This window comes from Methanobacterium sp. SMA-27 (genome assembly GCF_000744455.1).
Taxonomy (GTDB): Archaea; Methanobacteriota; Methanobacteria; order Methanobacteriales; family Methanobacteriaceae; genus Methanobacterium_B.
Map to the genome: position 1 here is coordinate 1156266 of NZ_JQLY01000001.1, position 22194 is coordinate 1178459.

Annotated in this window: 28 protein-coding genes and 1 pseudogene; 28 read left to right on the forward strand and 1 reads right to left on the reverse strand. The window is 34.8% G+C overall.

Annotation, left to right across the window (positions count from 1 at the left end):
* Positions 1-41: 41 nt before the first annotated feature.
* Entirely contained in the window at positions 42-887 is an 846-nt protein-coding gene (locus tag DL91_RS05825) for a carotenoid biosynthesis protein (protein ID WP_052374241.1), read from the reverse strand.
* Between the two features lie 529 nt (positions 888-1416).
* On the opposite strand from DL91_RS05825, the gene DL91_RS12870 reads away from it, so the two are divergent.
* From DL91_RS12870 to DL91_RS05965, 28 genes and pseudogenes are all read left to right on the forward strand, one after another.
* Positions 1417-2607, forward strand: a complete 1191-nt coding sequence (locus DL91_RS12870; protein WP_052374243.1) for a transglutaminase domain-containing protein — start codon at positions 1417-1419, stop codon at positions 2605-2607.
* A 327-nt stretch (positions 2608-2934) separates the two neighbouring features.
* Entirely contained in the window at positions 2935-3237 is a 303-nt protein-coding gene (locus DL91_RS05835) for an energy-converting hydrogenase A subunit A EhaA (protein ID WP_048190638.1), read from the forward strand.
* Complete coding sequence (locus DL91_RS05840) at positions 3234-3737, forward strand: hypothetical protein (RefSeq protein ID WP_048190639.1); 504 nt, start codon at positions 3234-3236, stop codon at positions 3735-3737. The genes DL91_RS05835 and DL91_RS05840 overlap by 4 nt, the downstream gene beginning before the upstream one ends.
* 81 nt (positions 3738-3818) lie before the next feature.
* On the forward strand, positions 3819-4070 hold the full coding sequence (locus DL91_RS05845) for a DUF2109 family protein (protein WP_048192544.1): 252 nt from the start codon (positions 3819-3821) through the stop codon (positions 4068-4070).
* Between the two features lie 54 nt (positions 4071-4124).
* A complete protein-coding gene (locus tag DL91_RS05850) occupies positions 4125-4415 on the forward strand; it encodes a DUF2108 domain-containing protein (RefSeq protein ID WP_048190640.1) in 291 nt (96 codons plus the stop codon).
* Positions 4408-4668, forward strand: a complete 261-nt coding sequence (locus DL91_RS05855; protein ID WP_048190641.1) for an EhaE family protein — start codon at positions 4408-4410, stop codon at positions 4666-4668. Before DL91_RS05850 ends, DL91_RS05855 begins: the two co-directional genes overlap by 8 nt.
* Positions 4665-5144, forward strand: coding sequence for an EhaF family protein (locus DL91_RS05860; RefSeq protein WP_048190642.1), 480 nt, complete (start codon positions 4665-4667; stop codon positions 5142-5144). The genes DL91_RS05855 and DL91_RS05860 overlap by 4 nt, the downstream gene beginning before the upstream one ends.
* Positions 5145-5819: an EhaG family protein gene (locus DL91_RS05865; RefSeq protein WP_048190643.1), complete on the forward strand. Its 675-nt coding sequence runs from the start codon at positions 5145-5147 to the stop codon at positions 5817-5819.
* Between the two features lie 6 nt (positions 5820-5825).
* Positions 5826-6506 (forward strand): membrane protein, encoded by a 681-nt coding sequence (locus DL91_RS05870; RefSeq protein ID WP_048190644.1) that lies wholly within the window; start codon positions 5826-5828, stop codon positions 6504-6506.
* An 11-nt stretch (positions 6507-6517) separates the two neighbouring features.
* Positions 6518-6733 carry a hypothetical protein gene (locus DL91_RS05875; RefSeq protein ID WP_048190645.1) on the forward strand — a complete coding sequence of 72 codons (216 nt, stop codon included), beginning with the start codon at positions 6518-6520 and terminating at the stop codon, positions 6731-6733.
* Between the two features lie 115 nt (positions 6734-6848).
* Positions 6849-7709 (forward strand): respiratory chain complex I subunit 1 family protein, encoded by an 861-nt coding sequence (locus tag DL91_RS05880; protein WP_048190646.1) that lies wholly within the window; start codon positions 6849-6851, stop codon positions 7707-7709.
* Between the two features lie 54 nt (positions 7710-7763).
* Positions 7764-8024 carry a hypothetical protein gene (locus DL91_RS05885; protein WP_048190647.1) on the forward strand — a complete coding sequence of 87 codons (261 nt, stop codon included), beginning with the start codon at positions 7764-7766 and terminating at the stop codon, positions 8022-8024.
* 13 nt (positions 8025-8037) lie between these two features.
* Positions 8038-8361: a DUF2104 domain-containing protein gene (locus DL91_RS05890; RefSeq protein ID WP_048190648.1), complete on the forward strand. Its 324-nt coding sequence runs from the start codon at positions 8038-8040 to the stop codon at positions 8359-8361.
* Positions 8358-8768, forward strand: coding sequence for a DUF1959 family protein (locus tag DL91_RS05895; protein ID WP_052374250.1), 411 nt, complete (start codon positions 8358-8360; stop codon positions 8766-8768). Before DL91_RS05890 ends, DL91_RS05895 begins: the two co-directional genes overlap by 4 nt.
* 18 nt (positions 8769-8786) lie before the next feature.
* Positions 8787-9236 (forward strand): NADH-quinone oxidoreductase subunit B family protein, encoded by a 450-nt coding sequence (locus DL91_RS05900; RefSeq protein WP_048190649.1) that lies wholly within the window; start codon positions 8787-8789, stop codon positions 9234-9236.
* Positions 9233-10375, forward strand: a complete 1143-nt coding sequence (locus DL91_RS05905; protein ID WP_048190650.1) for a nickel-dependent hydrogenase large subunit — start codon at positions 9233-9235, stop codon at positions 10373-10375. The genes DL91_RS05900 and DL91_RS05905 overlap by 4 nt, the downstream gene beginning before the upstream one ends.
* A gap of 6 nt (positions 10376-10381) precedes the next feature.
* Positions 10382-11413: a 4Fe-4S binding protein gene (locus DL91_RS05910; protein WP_048190651.1), complete on the forward strand. Its 1032-nt coding sequence runs from the start codon at positions 10382-10384 to the stop codon at positions 11411-11413.
* Positions 11414-11417: 4 nt separating this feature from the next.
* Positions 11418-12782, forward strand: a complete 1365-nt coding sequence (locus tag DL91_RS05915; protein ID WP_048190652.1) for a 4Fe-4S binding protein — start codon at positions 11418-11420, stop codon at positions 12780-12782.
* A gap of 41 nt (positions 12783-12823) precedes the next feature.
* On the forward strand, positions 12824-13849 hold the full coding sequence (locus DL91_RS05920; RefSeq protein WP_048190653.1) for a hypothetical protein: 1026 nt from the start codon (positions 12824-12826) through the stop codon (positions 13847-13849).
* Between the two features lie 160 nt (positions 13850-14009).
* Positions 14010-14915 carry a formylmethanofuran--tetrahydromethanopterin N-formyltransferase gene (locus tag DL91_RS05925; protein ID WP_048190654.1) on the forward strand — a complete coding sequence of 302 codons (906 nt, stop codon included), beginning with the start codon at positions 14010-14012 and terminating at the stop codon, positions 14913-14915.
* A complete protein-coding gene (locus tag DL91_RS05930; protein ID WP_048190655.1) occupies positions 14912-15892 on the forward strand; it encodes a carbohydrate kinase family protein in 981 nt (326 codons plus the stop codon). Before DL91_RS05925 ends, DL91_RS05930 begins: the two co-directional genes overlap by 4 nt.
* A gap of 220 nt (positions 15893-16112) precedes the next feature.
* Entirely contained in the window at positions 16113-16871 is a 759-nt protein-coding gene (locus tag DL91_RS05935; RefSeq protein WP_048192547.1) for a 4Fe-4S binding protein, read from the forward strand.
* Positions 16868-17503, forward strand: coding sequence for an HPP family protein (locus DL91_RS05940; RefSeq protein WP_048190656.1), 636 nt, complete (start codon positions 16868-16870; stop codon positions 17501-17503). The genes DL91_RS05935 and DL91_RS05940 overlap by 4 nt, the downstream gene beginning before the upstream one ends.
* Positions 17504-17731: 228 nt before the next feature.
* Positions 17732-18864 (forward strand): annotated as a pseudogene (locus tag DL91_RS05945) (trans-sulfuration enzyme family protein).
* Positions 18865-19010: 146 nt separating this feature from the next.
* Complete coding sequence (locus DL91_RS05950; RefSeq protein WP_048190657.1) at positions 19011-19205, forward strand: MoaD/ThiS family protein; 195 nt, start codon at positions 19011-19013, stop codon at positions 19203-19205.
* Between the two features lie 100 nt (positions 19206-19305).
* A complete protein-coding gene (gene thiI / locus DL91_RS05955) occupies positions 19306-20466 on the forward strand; it encodes a tRNA uracil 4-sulfurtransferase ThiI (RefSeq protein WP_048190658.1) in 1161 nt (386 codons plus the stop codon).
* Positions 20467-20548: 82 nt separating this feature from the next.
* The gene (locus tag DL91_RS05960; RefSeq protein WP_048190659.1) at positions 20549-21373 is read left to right on the forward strand and encodes a sulfide-dependent adenosine diphosphate thiazole synthase; all 825 of its coding nucleotides are present in this window, start codon (positions 20549-20551) and stop codon (positions 21371-21373) included.
* A gap of 140 nt (positions 21374-21513) precedes the next feature.
* A complete protein-coding gene (locus DL91_RS05965; RefSeq protein ID WP_048190660.1) occupies positions 21514-21972 on the forward strand; it encodes an MOSC domain-containing protein in 459 nt (152 codons plus the stop codon).
* The last annotated feature ends 222 nt before the right edge of the window (positions 21973-22194 follow it).

Consider the following 22194-nt stretch of genomic DNA (forward strand, 5'->3'; position numbering starts at 1 on the left):
AAATAAACTATCTAATTGGAATACTGTTTATTTGAAATTATCTACTCCAATTCAGAGTTGTTTAAAATATTTGTTAAAGCCAGTATTACCACAAATATCATTGTAAAGACAGTTATTAAAGCCATATCCAGAGTGATATCATTGTATTGATAAAAAATTGACAGTATTGTACCCAAAGCTGTTATACCATACACAACAGCCGCTTCACTCCAAAAAGGTTTATTATTAATTTTATATTCTTTTTCAGGTTTTATTATATCATATTTAGAAATATATACCGCAAATATCTGGAAGAAAATAAATACAACCATAAACCATCCAAAAAAGTTGGATATTGGAACACCAAAGTAAGCTCCTGGAGTCTGCCAGATCCAAATACCCTGTAATGTTGAGGATATAGGATCAATTGTTAAATCCCACATTACCATTATGAAGGATGCTATAAATGGAACTATAAATATCTGTTTACCTTCTAGTTTTTTGCTGTATTGACCAGTTAATACATGTGCCAGCATCCATGATAAGTAACCCATTGAAAAATATCCAAATATGATTATAAGCGGAACTGTTAACATACCTAAAGTGGGCGAATAATGATAAAAACCAAAAGGAAAACCTGTAAGTATGCTCAAATTTTCAAAAAAGAAACTTACTAATAGGGTGATAATAAAAAAGATTGCAACATTCTTTTGGTTGTATCTTTCAATTCCATTGAAAACAGCTATAATAAAAAGAAGAGCTGTCACAACAAAAGTGTCTATTGCAAGCAGATTTGGATTTTTATATGTGAAGATCAAAAGAACATTAAAAATAAAAAATACAGTGATCAAGGACCATCTAATCTTGTTAAATTTTTTCTTATCATTTTGAATAATCTCATTTTTCATTTACTCCACTCCATAAATGAAATTTTGTACAAATAAACTTGATAATAAATTTTTAGGAATTATTAAACTTAAATTTTACGATAATTTTATTAACAATTATATTCTTGATATAACCTTTTTAAATAGCATTTATCGATTAAATATCGATTAGATTTATAAAATAGTTAAAATATCAATTTTTTTTGTTGATAATCATTTTTTAATTGAATTTTTTCATAATTGTGAATTAACCAGATGATTTGTAAAAGAATGAGTACATCTAATTTGAGTGTGTATTGTTTTAAATCGTGTTATTTAGTAAAAATACCAACGGAGTAGGTTTATCCACAATACAATATATCAATAAGCTCTTTGTAAGTCTTAAATTAATAAAATAGCCGTATGACTGTCTTTTTTGGAAAATTAAACCAAAGCATTTATTAGTGATCCCAATTAATCCATTTGTAGGTTTGATAAGATCAAATAAATAATCTTGTTTGATTTTTTCAAACAGGGAGGCGGTATAATTAATAGAAAATTGTTATTGTCAGTGCTAATATTTTTCAGTCTAGCACTGGTTTTGAATGTTAGTGCAAGTAGTGCAGCATCGGTAAATCAAACAAATATGAGTACTAATGCAATATCATCAGATAATCTAAGTGATAACATTAGTTCATCTAATTACGCAGCCGATAAAGCTAAATCTACTTTTAATACTAGTGTCAAAATTGCAACAACAAATGCAACAAAAGAGCTAAAGATTAACAGCACAATGGCCGCAGGAGCACCTGTATTAGTCAATGGTTTAACACTGGCGCAGTTAAAAGATGGAGTTTCCAGAGTTCAATCATTCTTTAATAAGAATAAAAGACTACCAAAATATGTAAGTTTTGGAACCAGACAAATTTCCATCGCAACTTTCCAGAAAAACATTGCAACACAAGGTCTAAAAATAAATACAGTAATTGTGAATGGTTTAACAGTTGCTCAGATGAAAGAAGGAATTTCCAGAGTTCAAGCATTCTACAATAAGTATGGTAGATTGCCTAGTACCGTAAATTACGGAACCAGAAAAATTTCCATCTCAACTTTCCAGGAAAACATTGCAACACAAGGTCTAAAAATAAATACAGTAATTGTGAATGGTTTAACAGTTGCTCAGATGAAAGAAGGAATTTCCAGAGTTCAAGCATTCTACAATAAGTATGGTAGATTGCCTAGTACCGTAAATTACGGAACCAGAAAAATTTCCATCTCAACTTTCCAGGAAAACATTGCAACACAAGGTCTAAAAATAAATGTAACTGTAAAACCTAAACCAGTAATTGATACTAGTTCAGTAGCTGCACTTGCAAAATCGCTTACAGCTGGTTCAACATCCACTTATAGTAGTGCTGTGGCTTTATTTAATTGGGTTAGAAACAACATTAGTTATTCCTTTTATTACAACACCAAATATGGTGCATCAGGAACATTGAAATACAGAACAGGTAACTGTTGTGATTACTCAAATCTTCTGGTTGCACTTGCACGTAATGCAGGAATAACAGCAAGATATGTACATGGAACATGCCAGTTCTCAAGTGGAACATGGTACGGTCATGTATGGACTCAACTATATGTAAATGGCAAATGGTATAATGCTGATGCAATAAGTACCAGAAACTCATTTGGAGTTATTAACAACTGGAACACTGCAACATACAAATTAAACGGATATTACACCACACTGCCATTCTAATTAAATCCATTTTTTATTTTTTTTTATTTTGTAAATTACTCCATCTTATCCTAAGAGATATCTTCCCAATGGATAATATAAGAAATGAGTTTTAATTAATGAACTATTTTAAACATTTAATTTTATTGAGATTAAAAATTGTAAATATGATATTAATATAGTAGTTATCTATGTATTTTAGTTGATATTATGAAATATTTCTTAAAAAAGTTTTTATACATGTATAAACGATTAATAATTTGAATAAGGAGTAAAAATCATATACATTCTTTAATTAATAAATTTGAAATAGAAACATTTTTATATCCAGTAGGATGATGTTTTATCATGATTATTCATGCTAATGTATTGATCACCATAGTGAGTTATGTACTGGCAGTTGTGTCTGCCATGATTGTGGGACTGATACTGAGAATTCCAATTCTCCCTGAAAGACCTATTAGGCATTCATGGACTATCAGTTTAATATTCCCAACAACCATAATTGCACTTGGATTAACAGCCATTCTATTCAAACTTGGATATGAAGGTCTTCTAGTTGCAGTTGTAGTGGGTGTGGTCTCCGCAATCTTTGCTAAATACTTCTTAGAAAGGCTCTTGCCTAAACCTCAAATGGAGGAATCAAATTGAACGAGATCATTGCCATTATAATAGCTGCAGTACTATCCTGGTTAAATTTTGTTTTAATAGACACATGGATGGGACTTCCAGAAAAACCAGGTGTTAAAGGTGCAGATGTTATTGGAAGATCTGTTTTAAAACGGGGTGGAAACCTTGCAGGAGGATTTTTCCAGGGAAACATTGTATGTTCTCCAGATGCATCAGCAGGAACATTACTTTCATCAGCTGCTTGTTACACTATAGGAACTCCTGAAGGTGGTTTAATAGCAGCTTTACTTGTCTATATTGGAAATAGACTCTGCGCAGACCCAGGTTATGCTGGCACCACCGGGGCATTAACAATTACTGCAATAATATTTGCAACATCATACATAGGAATAGGACCTGCAGATTTCATAGTTGGAATGGTATTGGCAATAGTTATAATACAGGGACTCCACCATCCACTGGCATCAAAATTACTCGGAAAGATAGCCAAAAAAATGGGAAGGCATACAACTTTAACCTGAAGGGGATTATATCATGGTTATCAGAAATTTCTATAATAAACTTAATAATTGTAAAACAACAGGTCGATTATCATGTTGACAATGCTGATCCAGATACTAGGTATAATAGTTCTTTTAATGGCTCTGAGAACACTTTTTGCACAGGATAGATCTGCAAGAATGTTGTATTTAAATGCAATGAGCTTTGGAATATCAGGAATAATAGCACTTTATATTCAAACACCCTTTGGTGCTATAATTGCTATAACCTACTTTATTGCTTCGACAATTAGTTCAAATGCCATAGCGTATTCAATTGGAAGAGTAAAGAATGAAATAATATTGGATGAATAATATTCTGGACAAAATTTCATAAAAAAAATTAAAAGATTGTAAATGGTGTAAATAATGTATCCGTTTCTAGACCTCATAAACTTGACAACAGTATCTGCAGGAGTACTTTTAATAGGTGCTGCTGGTATAATAATGCTCAAAAAACCATTGGACAAGGTTATAATGTTCTCACTATTACAGGGCGGTTTTATTGGGATGATAGTATCCGCAAAGTACCTGGATGTTGCAATGGTAGCAGCCATATTCGATCCAATTTCCACTGTTATAATGTTAATTGCAATAACCAAACTTGATGAAATTAGAAAGAATAAAGAAAGATCCCAGGAGGACGGGTTCATTGCTTGATGTTTACATATGGTTTTACACAGGTTGTGTTCTTGTAATAATAGGAAGCATAGCAACTGTTATAGGTCCAGGGGTTAAAGATCCTCTGGTAAGGACTTTGAACACAGAAATTGCTGCAGTTGGTGTTTCACTCATATTTTTAACCTACAACCATACAATAGCACTTGTAACATTCATTGCAGCTACTGCCATAATAACACTAATACTATTAAGGGCTATTGTAAGATTAGAAGAAATGGGGGCCGAACTTTGAAGAGTATAGGAAGGATATGGAATGCCCTTGCGAATCCTGACAGGATTCCAAGATTTTACGCACTGATACTTGGCATTGTACTTATAGCAGGCTTCATAATACCCCTTGCATTGAATGATCATCAACTTTATCCCAGACCAGAACCACAGAATCAGATAAATGCTCAGGATCCTCTGGCACCATACGACCGTGGAGGAGTACCCTTCCAGGAAAGGGGAATAGTAATGGCACAGTACCCTCAATTTTTACCTGCAATAGGCTTGATAACAGCTTATTTATCTCCAATAGCAATTGGTGTTAAGAATACAACATTATACTATGGAACTTCTATTTATTCATCACCAGGCGGACTTATAGACGAGATCCTATACTACACAAGGGGATTCGATACAGTTCTGGAATCAAGCATACTTATGATGGCCTTTGTAATTGCTTCATGGGTTGCTATAAACTTCACAATGAGGAGGGAAGACTGAATGTTAGAATTGGTACCCTCTGTTGTTTCACCAATAGTAGTTGCCCTCTATGTACCAGCAATATTTGTTGGATTAATAGTGGCTTTAATAGGATTATTTGGCATATCAGTTGAGAAAAATGATCTGCAGGTTCTTATCCTTACAGATATAGTTGGAATTGCAATGTTAATAATTGTTGCAGCGGTTGGAACAGACCTTGCTGAATCTTTAATACTTCCAGGGCTGGTTGTTGAACTTGCCGAGATACTAGCTATTAGTGAAATATTAATGAGCAGGGAAATAAGAAAAACAGGTAAAGCTGTTGCCCTCATACCAACACCCCTAAACTTTGACATGGAAATACTTCAAACAGCACCAGTATTCATAGCAATAATATTAGTAATATATGGGGCATTCCTCTCAGGATTTACAGGTGGAGCAGTAGCAGGAGGAGGAATATTATTCTATGTAATTTCCCTGACAATGCGTGGAGTACCTTCAACACTTTGGGAAGGTATTGCAGGAGCATCTGGTATTGCATGGTGTTTATGGCTTGTTGGATTTTTAATACTATTTGTTTTCCCACAATACTGGTTATTAGGATTGATGCTCGCAGCATTTGGAATATTTATTAAGGTCGCATTCAAAGCTGGTTTAATAGGTATTATGAACAGAGAAGAATTTAGAAAGGAGTAAAATTATATGGATATATTAATATTAGGTTCACAAATACTTGGAATCATACCCCTTGGAGACATTGTATTCTACATGACCTCCTTTAACCTTTTCATGTTTGCAGCAGCTCTTGCTTTCACATTCATAATAGCAATCAGTAAAACAGAAACCCAAGTGGAAGCTGAATTTGGTACACTGGGAGATAGGGAATTAAAAGTTGCTAAGAATGAATTCAAAATTAGACGTTTTTTAGCAATAGTTTGTGGACTTGCAACAGCAGGTGCAATGATAACAGGGGATCTCTTTGATTTCACACTTTTTGTATGTTTAATTGGAATAGTAAATATTGGAATTGTGGGTGCAGTTAAACAGATAGATGTTCTTGATTCAGCATTCCAGTATGGTTTGATAGCAATGATAGCGTCAACACCACTTTTCGCTGGTGCAGCGCTTATATTAGCTGCAACAGGTACCATTAGCCTATTAGAAATTAACAGTCTTGCATTCACAACCCCAATGATGCTTTTAGGTTCTTTATTAATCTTCATTGGTGTAGCAGGGGAAACTGGTGTTGCACCATTCTTTGCAACTAAGGCTGAAATGTTCAGAACTCCAGGTTCACCATTCTTACTTATAATACATCTAAGCTCTCTTTTAGTAATAGTAAGGGCAATAGAAATACTTCTCATCATAAATAAACCATTTTAAGGTGAAAATAAATGGATAAACTCAAAATAACTAGCTGGATACTTCTAATATTATCATTAGGAAGTATTGCATACGCATTGATCTTTAATCCAGCAAACTGGATTGTATATGCAATTTCCCTCATTGGAATACCTGTGGCCATACTCTCCTTTGGACTCATTGTAATGGCAAAGGGTAGTAAAGAAGAAGAAGAGGACAAAAGAAGGGAACCATTCATTGGATACTAAAATAGGAAATAAATATGAAATTTAATATTACTAAAGGTTCGATAACAATGGATTCTAATATAATTAACACAACAATGCAATTGATAGAATATCAGATAAAATAATCGGTGATCGCATGAATTTAATGTCAAACATCCTACTAAACGTTCTTATTGCATTTCTGATAGGAAGTATCCTATTTGGACTTCAACGAAAGATAATGGCCAGAATTCAAGGAAGACCTGGACCTCCGGTTATTCAGCACCTTTTACACACATTAAAATTCTTTATAAAAGAATCAGCATTTCCAAGAACAGCTGCTATGCCATTTTACATAGCAATAACAGCTATGTTATGTGTTATATGGGTTGCAGCCGTAATAGTTGGCCCTGTTACAGGCGGATCACTTCTATTGATATTCGCAATCTATGCAATACACAAAATAGTTGAACACAATGCAGGATCATCATCTGGATCACCCTATGGTAAGCTCAGCTGTGTTAGGGCTGTTTACTCAGCAGCAGCAGAAGTTCCATTATTTGCAGTTTTAATAATCATATACCTGCAAGCTGGTACAATGGACATTAACAGTATTGTAAACTACCAGTCCATACATGGCCCATTAATATTAACAATACCTCTTGCAGCTTTAATGTTCTTTGTATTAATACTATCAAAATCCCCATACAGTCCCTTTGCAATAACCAAAGGGAAGGATATTATCTCAGGATACGAAACAGAACACTTTGGATTACTCCGAGGATATTTGATGATATCAGAATCTATTGCTTGGTACATGCTCTTATGGATATTCTTAACTGTTTTCCTTGGGCCTTTAAGTATACCAGCTTATCTGGTTGGAATGATTATAATAAGCGCTGCGGTTGCATTTATAAATGCTGTAACACCGCTTTTAAATCCTAATCACTCAGTGATGATGCAGGTAACCTTTGCATTTGTGGGAATAGTTGGTTCGGTTGCTCTGCTCATGATATAATTATAATTTATCAAGAATTTATAAATTTACCAAATATATAAAGAGGATTAAAAAATGGACAAACAAGAAAAAGATGTACTGTTCCTAATGGCCCTTGCAGTATCAGGAGCTGTACTTGCAAGTGGATTGGCAGCATTTCAACAATGGATTATTGTACTGCCCCTAACGATAGCAGTTTTCCTAATCATGATCCTGACACTTTTCCAGTACAAACATAAATTCGCACATCTTGCAGAATCAATTGAAAACTGGGCCATGATAATCGTTTTAATAGGCATAATAATATCCTTTATCTACCTTTACAAGCCTGTATAAAAATGGTGATCCAATGAACGAAACAATTTATTTAGTATACATAATTTCATTTGTATTGGGATCCATAGTGGGTCTTGTATTAAGCTATAGAAAATATACAGCACCATATGTCACCAAAAATATCGATGTTGTTGCACTTGTAACTGCAATTATAGGTTGGACACTGGCAATTAACAGTCAGCTTCTGACATTCATACCATATTATATATCCATAACAATAGGAGTATTCTTTATAGCTCTGGTCCTTGGAATGAGACCAGGATATGGTAGATATGAAACAGTAATTGGATTTATAGTTTCAGCCATTGTATGGACAATTGGGACGGTGTTGTTATGAGTGAATACAAACCAAATACAAAAATTGAAGACGAAGAACTTCTCATAACCATGAAAAAAAGGATTCTTGCCAGCTATAAATGGCACAAAGACGTTGTTGTTCCATTTGCAGCTGAACTGGAAATATCTCCCGAGGAACTGGAAGAAATTCTTATGAAGAGATTGGACATGTCAAGTCTTGAAGCAATAAATCCAAGGTTTGAATCATCCAAACTAAGATGTATCAAAGAAAAAATACATTCAGATCTAAGACTATGCTGGCTCTGCGATGTAATGAACATCCTCACAGAAGAGGAATCAGAGAATATTAAAACTAAAATAGCATATGAAGTTCTAAATGAGAATAAACCTTACGATAAAGCCATAGAAGAAGGCAGGAAAGATTTACTTGAAGATTTAATGAGATAATATTTAAGAGGTAAAGAAATGTTAGATGGTCTTAAAGACATTATAAGGAAGAGTTCCATACATGTCTGCCTTATAAATACAGGAGGTTGCAATGGTTGTGACATAGAAGTAGTAGCACTACTATCACCACGTTACGACCTTGAACAGTATGGTATTTACGTTCACAACAATCCAAGGGAGGCCGATGTCATCCTTGTAACAGGTGCAATGGCAGAACAATGGAAGGACAAACTCCAGAGAATATATGCAAAGGCACCTGAACCCAAAATAGTGGTTGCAATTGGTAACTGCCCACTTACAGGTGATGTTTTTAACCAGGAAGGATGCAGTATATACGCACCTGTATCTGACTTTATACCTGTGGCTGCGGAAATTTCAGGCTGCCCACCGCGCCCATCAGAAATATTAGCAGCCATTTTAGCTGTGGGGCCAGATGCACTTGCAGCAAGAGGGAGGGAAAAATTATGATACTTCCTATTGGGCCAATACATCCCGCTTTGAAGGAACCATTACGATTAAAACTTAAAACTAGGGGAGAAAAAGTTTTAAGTGCTGAAATAGATTATGGATACATTCACAGAGGTATAGAAAGAATTATGCAGGGTAAAACCTGGCAGAAGGGAATATTTCTATCTGAAAGGGTTTGTGGAATTTGCTCGTACATACATACACAAACATTTGCAGAGACATTTGAAAGAATAGCAGGCGAATCCGCACCTATAAGAGCACAGTACCTAAGGGTATTAACCAATGAACTCGACAGGATACAGAGTCATTTATTAGCAAACTCGACCTATTTCAAATCAATGGAACATGAAACACTTTTCATGTACATGCTGGCATTAAGAGAACCCGTTATGGATGCTATTGAACTTTTAACCGGTAATAGAGTTAATATGGGATGGAATGTTGTGGGTGGGGTTAAAATGGATGTTAAACAGATCCATCTTGATTCTATAATGGCGATAATGGTTAAACTTGAAAACGAATATGGAAGATACGTTGAAATGTTTGAACAGGGCCCACTCGTTGGTTTAAGGTCTCATGATGTCGGTAAGATGACTTACGAAGAAGCAGTTATGGCCAGAGCAGTAGGACCAATTGGAAGAGCTTCGGGAATCAAACACGATGTAAGGGAAGACCATCCAACCTACAGAGACCATATGGACTGGAAAGTCATATGGAGGAAAGAAGGAGATAACTTTGCACGTACAATGAACCGGTTCGATGAAATATGGGAATCCATAAGTCTGATTAAACAAGTAATTGAAAACCTACCAGCTGGTGAAGTACGTAAAAAAATTGATATACCCGCAGGTACAGGTGAATGGAGAAATGAAGCACCAAGGGGAGAAGTAACCTACTCCATTGAAACCAATGGAAATCTTATAAAAAACGTTTCAATAAGGACCCCTAGTATCATGAATATAGATGCATGTGCCAAGTATATGCTTAACGATGTTGCAACAGTTGCAGATGCTGTGGCTACATATGCAACTTCAGATCCTTGTATTGCATGTACAGAAAGGGTTATAATTTTAGATGAAAAAGGAAGGAACCTGGATTTCCATGGTGTCCACAACATAAATTCCAAGTTAAAAGGATGATATAATATGTCTTCGGTTATATGGTATCTATACGAATTTGCAAGAAAGTCATGGGCTCAGAATTTTGCAGCTGCTAAGAGCAACTCTGAAATAATGGACACACCATCAAGATTCAGAAATTTTCCTGAAGTCCATAAAGAATATTGCATAGCATGCGGAGCTTGTACAGCAGCATGTCCTGCCCCAATGGCAATAAAACTCGTGAGAGACGAGGATAATTCTAGTGAAGAGGGTATAACCTACCCTGTAATAAACAACAGAGGTTGTATTAGATGTGGGTTCTGCGCTGAAGTCTGTCCAACAGACCCTAAAACTCTTACATGCGGTGAAAACCATCTGATAAGGGAAAAATTTACGATTCTACCTGTTGACAAAAAGTTTGTTATAGACGATTATTTATGCATACGCTGTAAAAAATGTATGAAAACATGTAAGGTCGGTGATGCAATTGTTGAAGACGATAACAAAGTCCTTATTGACCAGTCAAAATGTATAGCCTGCGGTGAATGTATAAAAACATGCCCAGTAAAGGGTGCAATCAAGGGAATACACATATCCCATATAGAAGAGCAGAAAGAAATTATAAACCTGGTTGTGGATAGTTTAGAGGAATATATAGAAGCTGAACAGGATAATATCAAACATATAACTGGAGGAGAAGTATTTAAACTCGACATGCCAGTTCAGGATATAATGGAAAAGGCCCGGGAAATATTATCAGACGATGATTTAATTGAGGACATCATCGAAAATATAACAGACAGACTAAAACTTAGGGTTATAACTTGGGACAAGGATAAATGTACAGATTGCAGGTTATGTGTTAAAGAATGTCCATCCCATGCAATTAGTTACAGCGCTGAAGAAGGTGTTGTAAGGGACACAGATAAATGTTTGAGATGCAGTATATGCTACCAGACATGTCCATTCGGTGCCATTGGATATTATATTGCAAGGTTCTTATACAAACCATCTGCTGAAGGTGAAAGTATCATACATATAACAGTTAAATCATCAGACTTACCAGTAAGGAGTTGATAACATTCCAACAACAACTAATAACACTAAAAAATATTGTAAACCTCTCAGAGAAGTAGAGGTAGATTACAAGATTGATCACAGTAAATGTGAGACATGCGAAGATAAACCATGTATTCTTTCTTGTCCTGTGGCTGCCATCAATGAATCAGTAAACGGGGAAATTGAGATCGATGACAAATGTGTTGGATGCGTTTTGTGCAGGGAAGCCTGCCCATATGATGCAATAAAAATGGAAACAACTCTTTCTGAACCAATAAGGGAGAATGTACCCAATATCAACACCAAACTATGCAGACAATGTGGAGCTTGTGTAAAAGCATGTAAAACAGGTTCAATTCAGTTAATTTCATCAGGAACTGAAGAAGCTCACAGCGAAATAAATGAAGATACATGTGTGCGCTGCGGATACTGTGCCCGTGTTTGTCCAACAGAAGCAATTAAATACGGTGAAATACTCCCAAGATCTGTTGTGGGTGGAAAGGCAATTGTTGTTGATCAAAAAAACTGTATAGGATGTATGACTTGTACCCGAGTCTGCCCATCCAAAGGAGCCATAAACGTTGGAAATGTAAGTAAACTCCCTTTCATAAACCCATCCTACTGTGCAAGATGCGAGGAATGTATGAATGTATGCCCTTCAGCAGCCATCAGATATTCATCAAGAAAAAGGGCTTACCAGAATTTCAGTAAAATAAAAACCATGGAAATTGTATCGGAATTGCTTGAAAAAGAAGCAGGTAAACTTTCAAATGATGCTGTCAGGATAAATAGTATTCTAAATTCTATTGCAAGAGATGTTGCTCTTAAACATGAAGAAAAAAATTTCAACGAAGATGTAACTGGTTTAATAAAGGATGAAATTACATCAATGCTTAATTCTGAACTTGAAATTGAAGATATTCAGGAGATAATTGGAGCAACCACACCAAAACGTGACATTAATGTTATTGAAGAGGATTGTATTGGGTGTAGTGAATGTATAGCAGAATGTCCAGTTGATTGTATAGAACTTGAAATACCCTCACCAGTACATATAGACACTGACAGTTGTGTTTACTGTGGAAAATGTGTTGATAAGTGTAAATTTAATGCCATAACTCTAATCGAAGAACATTTCCAAGTTAAAGATGGTAAAATTTTCTATGTAAGGGGAGAATTACTAAAACCTAGAACTGGCGAAATAGTAACAGATGTTAATGCATGTATGGCATGTGGAGTATGCGTTAAAAAATGTCCAACACAGGCTCTGAAACTTGAAAAGGATGAAATAATTGTTGACAGTTCTAAATGTATTTTATGTGGGGAATGCGATATAATATGCCCAGTAAATGCAATTAAACTCAAAATCGACACCAATGGTATCTGAATATCTAATATTTTTTTTTTATTTTCAAGGAGGATTGTAAATTGGGGAAAAAATTTTTTGTTTCCGATTGTGAAGGTCCCATATCAATAAATGATAATGCATTTGAACTTTCAGGCCATTTTATTGAAAATGGAGAGAAATTTTTTGAAATCGTAAGCAGATATGATGATGTGCTTGCTGATGTTTTAAAAAGAACAGGATATAATGCCGGAAGTACTTTAAAGTTAATAGTGCCATTTTTAAAGGCTTATGGCGCAACAAACAAGAATATTATCGATTTTTCCATCGAAAATGTACATTTAATACCTGGTGCAGAGGAAACCCTTAAATTTGTAAACTCAATAATGCCCTCATTTATTGTGAGCACCAGTTATGACCATTATATATTGGCACTTTGTAATAAAACCGGATTTCCCTATGACAACACCTATTCAACCAAACTTGACATGGACTATAAAGATATTGAACCAAAGGAAATTGAACTAATCAGGGAATATAGGAAAGCAATTGTTGATAATCCTGAATTTGAACTCTTGGATAAGATTTTCTGGAAGAGAATACCCGAACTTAAAGTAGCTGCACTGATGGATATTGTTAAACCAACAGGTGGTGAAGGTAAAAAGGAAGCTGTTCAGGATATAATCAGCAGATACAAATTAAAAGCTAAGGATCTGTTCTATATAGGAGATAGCATAACAGATGTTCAACCACTTAGATTTGCCAATGATAACGGAGGAATATCAGTATCCTTCAATGGAAATGAATATGCCCTTAAAGAAGCTGAAATTGCTGTGATGGCTGAAAATACCACAATAACTTCTGTACTTGCCGATATATTCAACAGATATGGTACAGATAATGTATTTGAATTTGTTGTTAGTTATAATGAAGATCCTAAAAAAGCACTTGAATCTAGATTTGTAAATCAGTCCCTTGCAAATAAATTAATGGTATCCCAACTGCCACAAGTTAAGATAATAACATGTCATGATATTGAAAGTATAATTGACAAGAGCTCCAAATTCCGTAAGAAATTGAGGGGAGAATCCATTGGAGGATTGGGATAAAATATAAAAAAAAGTCATACATCTTTAAATAAGATTACATTAAAAGTTTAAATTTGTTAAGAAATATTATAGTAACATCGTAATTATTAAAGAATCGATATATATTTGATTTGGATTTAAAATAATTTATTTAAGGGTTAATATAATTGGTTAGGGTATCATGAAAAAAACCACCGAAAATATCCATTTTAAAGTTGAAGACACCTATTGTGAGGCATTTAAGGGTGTTTGCTGCAGGGTCATAGTAACAGCCGAAGACCATGAAACTGTTAGAAGGGCAGCCTATGATGCAACATCCACACCCGGAACAGTGATTGGTAGGGTTGAAGGCGGTATTGAATCCTGGCTGGGAATGAATCAAACACCAGATGGAAGAAACGGTGCAATACTCCAATTTTGGTATAACACCGATGACATTGAAAAATTTGAATTGGAGTTATCCTACAGAATCAGACAGGACATACTAGTTAAACCATTCACAAGTCTGTTCGATGCATCGATTGATCCAGTTGGAAAGATTGGTACAATGAAGAATGTTGGACACTGTGGAGATGGATATGAATGGGAAGAAACATTATACGGGAGAGAAATGATTGTTGTACCCATTGCAATACCTGACTTTAAAATTGAAAGGGAATTTGGATACATGAAGGGTATAATGGGTGCAAATTTCTGGTATATGTGCAGTGAAAAAGAGACTGTAACAGAAGCTGGAAAAGCTGCTTTAAATGCAATAGAAGAGGTTAAAGGTGTTGTTGCACCTTTTGATATATGTTCTGCAGCTAGCAAACCCGAGACTAACTATCCATGGATTGGTCCAACAACCAACCATCCATATTGTCCATCTCTTAAAAGTGTGTTAAATGAAGTTTCACAGGTTCCAGAAAATGTTAACTATATTCCTGAAATAGTTTTAAATGGATTAAACCAGAAAGTTCTAGAAGAAGGCATGAAAGTAGGTATTGAGGCTGTAATTGATTTTGATGATGTTTCACTTGTTTCAGCTGGAAATTATAATGGATTACTCGGGGAATACAAAATTGATCTAAGGAGTTTGTTTGAATGAAACTTGACGCAGTTGGATTTGGAGCGCTTAACATGGATAAACTCTTCCGAGTTAACAGAATTGCATATGAAGATGAAGAATCATATATAACAGGTTCTTCAGAGTCTTTTGGAGGTTCGGCAGCCAATACTGTTGTTGGTCTTTCAAGACTTGGAATGAAAACAGGTTTTATTGGGAAAGTTGGACCGGACAGAGAGGGAAGCCTACTTCATAACAACCTTAAAAATGAAAACATCGATACCAAGGGAGTTATTTTAACAGAAAATGGAAGAAGTGGAACAGTAAATGGTTATGTTGATGGTGAAGGTCAAAGAGCCCTCTACGTTGATCCCGGTGTTAATGATTGTATAGGAGAAAATGAAGTTGATAAAGACTACGTTGATTCAACTAAGGTTCTTCATATAACATCCTTTGTTGGGAACTTCAATGAAAAATCCATTGATACACAGAAAAATATTCTTAATGAAATATCATCCAAGGTATGTGTAAGTTTTGATCCTGGAAGACTCTACATTGAGAGGGGTGTTGAATTTTTGGATAAATTTTTTATGCACACAGATATCCTTCTAATCAATCAGGCAGAACTGAATCTTCTTACAACTGGAAAAATAGAATATTCTAGGATTTCAACTGGAATGACTGAAACCCAGTTAAATACCGATAAAATTCAAGCAGAATATGGAATAGAAATCGTTGCGGTTAAAATGGGAGATAATGGATCAATTGTAAGTTCAGAGGGAGAGTCTTATTTTACTGATGCCTTCGATGTTCCATGTCTTGATACAACAGGAGCTGGAGATGCCTTCAATGCAGGATTTCTTCATGGTTTTATCACTGGTGAAAGTTTAAAACAATCTGCAATTGAGGGTAACTATGTTGCTTCACGTTGTGTAACTGAACACGGTGCAACAGACGGCCTTCCAGACATTGCAAAGCTTGAAAATTTTATTAACAGAAACCAAATCCATTTTTCATAGAAATGAAAAAATTAGAATTAATAAATATGCATTTGCAAAACCATATGTAACATTTGAATAATAATAATTTTAATGTTGAATACTAACTTAAGATAATGATGGGATCAAATAATATTATCAAATTCAATTGAAATATTAAATTCCTTTAAACAAGGGAAAATATTTGGTAGGTTTATTTGTAATATGCTTTTTGGTTAAATTAAAAGATATAGGTGTGATTATGGATATAGTATTTAAAAAAAAGAAAGATGCACTGGTTAATGAAGTAGTTGCAAAGTCCTCAGATTTTGAACACAGTGTAGAAGATTTTAAAGCAGAAATTGAGAATTGTTCTCTTGGACAGAAATTTATAACCATCTCACCAGAATGTGTAAGGTGTAACCTATGTGTAGAAGAGTGTCCTGTAAATGCTATTGACAATGCAAAATTAACAAAACCTGCCAAAATACTTGAAAATTGTGTTAAATGTGAAATATGTGCACAGACATGTCCAGTTAATGCAGTTAAGGTGATTGAAAGTACGTCTGATCTAGATGAGGATGTAACTTACAAGCTCAACACAATGAAGGTACCGCATAGAACCCTTAGAATGGAGAAGATATGTGTAGATAAAGATAAATGTACTTCATGTGGTGATTGTGTTAAATTCTGCCCAACAGGTGCGATAAAGGTACCAGAGGGCGAAAAAGCTGTTGTTGATCTTGATGCATGTATCGGGTGTGGTGCATGTGCGAATGTATGTGGAGAAGATGCAGTTACAGTTATTAGAAGAATGGGAAATGTTTTCAAGACCAAGGACCTTGTGGTTGACGATGATGCATGTGTTGCCTGTGGTGTATGTGAAGAGAACTGTCCTGTTGATGCAATTAGATTAGAAGATGATAAGATTATTTTTTCAGAAGATAAATGTATATTATGCGAAGTTTGTTCTAAAAAATGCCCTGTAAGTGCATTAAAACTTGAGAGGTTGCCTAAATGAAAGTTAAAGAAATTATGGATAAGGAATTTATTGCTGTTAGCCCTGATATGGATATTGTTGAAGCATCCATTAAAATGGAATCACATAAAAAATTTACAACACCTGTTCTAGATGATGAGAAACATCTTATTGGATGGATCACATCGCTGGATGTTACTAGGGGTCTGAGAGACAATCATAAAAAAGTTAGAGAGATAATGCATTCCAAAGACGATATTGTACATGTAAATGAAAATGATGCTGCACGTTTGGCTGTACTTGCTGCTTCCAAGCACAAAGTAGTTAGTATACCTGTACTTGACCGTGAAGATAAGGTTGTTGGAGTTATAAGAACTTTTGATATTGTAGAAACACTTTCCAAATTATATGAAATCAAGGTATCCAAGATATTTGAGGCAATGGTTGATGAATTGAAGGGTGTTACATGGGATGAATTAATGGAAGCATCTGCAATTGTAACCAAGAGGGAAACTGGAAAACGTGTTACAGCCAAAGACTATGAACAAAGAATAAAAAATTCAACCTTTGGGGAAGCAATATGGGCTACAGGAGGACTTGAGAAGTTCTTTGTGGGTTTAATTGCCATTGGGGAACTTGTAATAGCAAGAAAAGTTGCAAAGGCCAGGAAATAATTATTTAATTTTTTTTTAATTTTCATTTTCTAATTCTAATATTTAGTTTAATATGGTTCAGTTAGTTTGGATAATCGTAATTTATTTATACAAGATCGCATAACGATTGTTATATAACAATTGTTAAAGGGATCAATTACAGGTAAATAATTGATAATTATTAATATTTTTTTCTTTAGCAAATTAGCAAAAAAAACTATCATTATAAAAAAAAGGAGGGGTTTGAAAATGAATTTTGATACACGATCTATACATGCCGGGAGAAAGCCAGACCCTATTACAGGGGCGATATCCACTTCCATATGTCAAACATCAACGTTTGCATTTGAAGACTATAACCAACCTGGAGACTACGACTACTCTAGAACGGGTAATCCGACTAGAAATGCTCTAGAAGAGGCCATTGCAAGCCTAGAAGGAGGAAACAAAGGATTTGCTTTTTAAGTGGAATGGCTGCAGTATCAACTGCTATACACCTATTAAGAGCTGGTGACCATGCAATTGTAGGTGATGATATTTATGGTGGTACACACAGACTTTTCAACGAAATAATGACCAAATATGGAATTGAATTCACATTCCTTAGAATGGATTCAAGGGAGAAAATTGAAGATGCAATCCAACCCAATACTAAAATGCTCTGGATTGAAACACCATCAAATCCACTTCTGAACATCACAGACCTTGAAATGATTGCAAATGTAGCACATGAAAACAAACTTTTAACAGTTGCAGATAACACATTTCCAAGCCCATACTTTCTAAGACCTATAGAGTATGGAATGGATCTTGTACTCCACTCAACTACTAAATACATCAATGGCCACAGCGATGTTATAGGAGGTGCAATAGTCACTACAACAGATGAACTTGCAGATGATGTGCATTTCTTATTAAATGGAATGGGAAGCAATGCTGCTCCATTTGACTCATGGCTTATACTCAGAGGTCTTAAAACTTTGCCACTCAGAATGAAAAAACATGCAGAGAATGCAATGATTATAGCTGAATTTTTAAGCGAACATCCCAAGGTATCAGAAGTTTTCTATCCTGGACTAACATCACATCCAGGTTATGAAATAGCTAAAAAACAGATGGATGGATATGGAGGGGTTGTATCATTTAAACTCAAGTCAGATGTTGCTAAATTTATAAGGGGACTGGATCTCTTTTGTCTAGCAGAATCTCTTGGAGGCGCTGATTCACTTGTTGAACACGCTGCAACCATGAGTCATGCTTCAATGAATGAATCTGCTCGTGTTAAAGCAGGTATTACAGACGATGTGATCCGACTTTCCATTGGTCTTGAGGATTATTCAGATTTAATAGAAGATCTTGCACACAGCCTTGATGCTTCATGATACATGGAGGGTTTTTTCAAACCCCCTACACATTTAAAGTTGTTTTAGGTCTTGTTTGAATCAAAAACTTTATATGTAACGATAGTTATATAACAATTGTTAATTAATGTTTTTAAAAAATATTAATATTATTGGTTGTGAAGTTCTTGGAAATAAAATATTCAGAAGGACACATTGAAAGTTTGGATATAAACCAAATATCCGTTGAGGAACTATTAAAAAATCTAGGCATCGATCCTTTAGAAGTTATTGTAAAAAGAAATGATTCAATAATTCTTGATCAAGAAATACTAGAAAATACTGATATTATACAAATTATAAGGGTTATTCACGGTAGTTAAAATAAAAGTTAGCCAATAAATAAAATAATTTTATAATTGTTGTTAAATTCAAAGATAGAATAAACAAATTTAAAACAACAATTAACAATGGAGTTTAAACATGGATAAAAATAGGCCAATAATAGTAAGATACGGCGAAATCGGAGTTAAAAGTCCTGTAGTCCGAAAGAGATTTGAAAAAAAATTAATATCAAACATTAAAAAGTTGATCGACTGTAAAATAACCATAAACCAGGGCAGAATATTTCTTTTTTCTGATGATCAAGCTAAAGCAATGGAATCTCTCAAAAAAATATTCGGAGTAGTATCCTTCAGTCCAACAATCTCTACAGAAACAAATCACGACCTAATCAAAAAAACTGTTCAAGATTATGTTAAAGATCTAATTGAAAAAGGTGAGTTTGACCCTCTAAAACCTTTTGCAGTTAAATGCAGAAGAGTTGGAACCCATGACTTTTCAAGCAGGGAAATGGCAGGATTCTGTGGTGCTGCAGTAATAGAAGTAACAAATGCACCTGTAGACCTTTCAAACCCAGAATTCAGACTGTTTATCGAAGTTAGAGATGATAAAACTTATATATTCCATGAAAAAATAAAGGGGCCAGGCGGACTACCAATAGGTACACAGGGAAGAATGATTGCATTGGTATCAGGCGGTATAGATTCCCCAGTTGCAACATATCTCATGATGAAAAGGGGATGTGACATAACCATAGTAAACTTCAACAACCACCCTTTAACTTCAGGATCCAATGAAAAAATAATCAAAATATACCAAAAACTTAAAGAATATTCATCAGGTTCCGAAATAAAGCTTTACCAAGTTAACTACGGTGATTTTCTTAAAAAATGTATGGAAGATGCACCACCTCGCATGACTTGTGTGCTATGTAAAAGTGGAATGTATCAGATTGCTGAAAAGATTGCAAAAACTGAGAAAGCATTAGCAATAATTGATGGAAGCAGTGTGGGACAGGTTGCATCACAAACACTACCCAACATACTTGCAACACGCTACTCAACATCCATGCCAGTACTCAGCCCACTTATAGGACTTGATAAGACAGAAATTTCAGAGATGGCAGAAAAAATAGGCACCTTTGAAATATCCATATTACCCGATGGAGGATGTGGTGCAGCTCCAAAACACCCTGAAACTAATGCTGTTCTTGAAAAAGTTCTAGAAGTCCAAGATAAAATCGAAATGGAAAAAGAACTGGAAAAAGTCTTATCAACACTCAACGATATCGCAGTGGAATAGTAATATTATTGAATTTTGAGTAATTTCAATACTTTTCAGCTTCATTTATTAAAAAAAATTTTTATGAGGAGGATATAAAAAAATGGCTATATTTTCAAAAGTATCAGAAAAAGATGTAACAAAGGCAATTGTATCAGAATTTGCAGATGAATTTCTTGAGTACGTGGAAAGTGATGTTATAATAGTTGGAGCAGGACCTAGTGGCCTGATAGCAGCTAAAAGACTGGCAGAAAAAGGTGTTAAAGTTCTTCTCGTAGAAAGTAACAACTATCTTGGAGGAGGATTCTGGATTGGCGGATACCTTATGAACAAATTAACGGTTCGTGAACCAGGTCAAAGAATACTTGATGAAATTGGAGTTCCCTATAAAAAGGTCCAGGAAGGACTTTATGTTGCAGATGGACCACATGCATGTTCAAAACTCATAGGTGCTGCAATGGATGCTGGTGCAAAGGTAATTAACATGACCAAATTTGATGATATTGTTATGCGAAAGGATAGAGTTGGTGGAGTAGTTATTAACTGGACACCAGTATCTGCACTTCCAAGAGCAATAACATGCGTTGACCCGGTTGCACTTGAATCTAAGATAGTTGTCGATGCAACAGGTCACGATGCGGTTGTTGTCAAATCACTTGAACAACGTGGTCTTGTTGAAATAGCAGGATTTGAAGGCATGTGGGTTGAAAAATCAGAAGATGCTGTGGTTGATAAAACCAGCGAAGTTTACCCTGGTGTATTTGTCACTGGAATGGCCGTTGCAACAACCTATGGAAGCACAAGAATGGGACCTACCTTTGGTGGTATGTTACTCTCAGGTGAAAAAGTTGCAGAACTAATCATAGTCCAGTTAAAAGTTGATGTTTCAGCTGAGTCTGAAACTGGAAAAATAAAGGGATCCAGGTAAATCAATTAAGAAATATATAATATTTTATGATAAATAGTCTAAAAAAATCTCTTACATTTAAATATCCAGTAACATCTTAGAATGATATATTTTTTGATATATGATATTTAGCAACCTTATTAATCTGCACGAGTGTAACAATGAATTCAGAGAATATTGAGCAAGAAGCCAGGGTAGTAGCTGTTTCTACCAGTCCACTTACAGGAACAAAAAAGACCAATGTAATGCAGGGGATGTTAATTGAAAACCATGGATTATTAGGTGATGCTCATGCTGAAAATGATTCTCACAGACAATTAAGTTTACTCGCAATTGAAAGTATACAAAAGATGCGAGATCTTGGTCTTGATGTTTATCCTGGTGATTTTGCAGAAAACATTACAACAGAGGGAATAATACTAAAAGAATTACAGATTGGAATCAAATTATCCATTGGAAAACAATCAGTGGTCCAGGTAACACAGATAGGAAAGGAATGTTACAGCCCATGTGAAATTGGAAGACACGTGGGAGAGTGTATAATGCCCACTGATGGAATCTTCTGCAAGGTTTTAGAAGGTGGGAAAATAAGGGTAGGAGATGGATTACAGATTATTTGATTAAATATGGATCTTTTTTTTCCATTTTTTTCGCTTAAATCTATTTTAATAACAAGGATCAATCTACTTTTAGAGGAATGATTCATTTTTTGAATTACTTTAGATTAGTGGTTTATTTTAATTGATCCATAACAAATAAACAACAGTATCAAAATGGAAGAAATATAACATAAAGAACTATAATAGAATAGTTGATTCAATTAAAATTAAAAAACAATACTC

Coding starts and splice junctions, on each gene's coding strand:
- DL91_RS05825 (WP_052374241.1), bottom strand. CDS start 887: ATGAAAAATGAGATTATTCAAAATGATAAGAAAAAATTTAACAAGATT.
- DL91_RS05835 (WP_048190638.1), top strand. CDS start 2,935: ATGATTATTCATGCTAATGTATTGATCACCATAGTGAGTTATGTACTG.
- DL91_RS05845 (WP_048192544.1), top strand. CDS start 3,819: ATGCTGATCCAGATACTAGGTATAATAGTTCTTTTAATGGCTCTGAGA.
- DL91_RS05850 (WP_048190640.1), top strand. CDS start 4,125: ATGTATCCGTTTCTAGACCTCATAAACTTGACAACAGTATCTGCAGGA.
- DL91_RS05865 (WP_048190643.1), top strand. CDS start 5,145: ATGTTAGAATTGGTACCCTCTGTTGTTTCACCAATAGTAGTTGCCCTC.
- DL91_RS05870 (WP_048190644.1), top strand. CDS start 5,826: ATGGATATATTAATATTAGGTTCACAAATACTTGGAATCATACCCCTT.
- DL91_RS05875 (WP_048190645.1), top strand. CDS start 6,518: ATGGATAAACTCAAAATAACTAGCTGGATACTTCTAATATTATCATTA.
- DL91_RS05880 (WP_048190646.1), top strand. CDS start 6,849: ATGAATTTAATGTCAAACATCCTACTAAACGTTCTTATTGCATTTCTG.
- DL91_RS05885 (WP_048190647.1), top strand. CDS start 7,764: ATGGACAAACAAGAAAAAGATGTACTGTTCCTAATGGCCCTTGCAGTA.
- DL91_RS05890 (WP_048190648.1), top strand. CDS start 8,038: ATGAACGAAACAATTTATTTAGTATACATAATTTCATTTGTATTGGGA.
- DL91_RS05895 (WP_052374250.1), top strand. CDS start 8,358: ATGAGTGAATACAAACCAAATACAAAAATTGAAGACGAAGAACTTCTC.
- DL91_RS05900 (WP_048190649.1), top strand. CDS start 8,787: ATGTTAGATGGTCTTAAAGACATTATAAGGAAGAGTTCCATACATGTC.
- DL91_RS05905 (WP_048190650.1), top strand. CDS start 9,233: ATGATACTTCCTATTGGGCCAATACATCCCGCTTTGAAGGAACCATTA.
- DL91_RS05910 (WP_048190651.1), top strand. CDS start 10,382: ATGTCTTCGGTTATATGGTATCTATACGAATTTGCAAGAAAGTCATGG.
- DL91_RS05925 (WP_048190654.1), top strand. CDS start 14,010: ATGAAAAAAACCACCGAAAATATCCATTTTAAAGTTGAAGACACCTAT.
- DL91_RS05930 (WP_048190655.1), top strand. CDS start 14,912: ATGAAACTTGACGCAGTTGGATTTGGAGCGCTTAACATGGATAAACTC.
- DL91_RS05935 (WP_048192547.1), top strand. CDS start 16,113: ATGGATATAGTATTTAAAAAAAAGAAAGATGCACTGGTTAATGAAGTA.
- DL91_RS05940 (WP_048190656.1), top strand. CDS start 16,868: ATGAAAGTTAAAGAAATTATGGATAAGGAATTTATTGCTGTTAGCCCT.
- thiI (WP_048190658.1), top strand. CDS start 19,306: ATGGATAAAAATAGGCCAATAATAGTAAGATACGGCGAAATCGGAGTT.
- DL91_RS05960 (WP_048190659.1), top strand. CDS start 20,549: ATGGCTATATTTTCAAAAGTATCAGAAAAAGATGTAACAAAGGCAATT.
- DL91_RS05965 (WP_048190660.1), top strand. CDS start 21,514: ATGAATTCAGAGAATATTGAGCAAGAAGCCAGGGTAGTAGCTGTTTCT.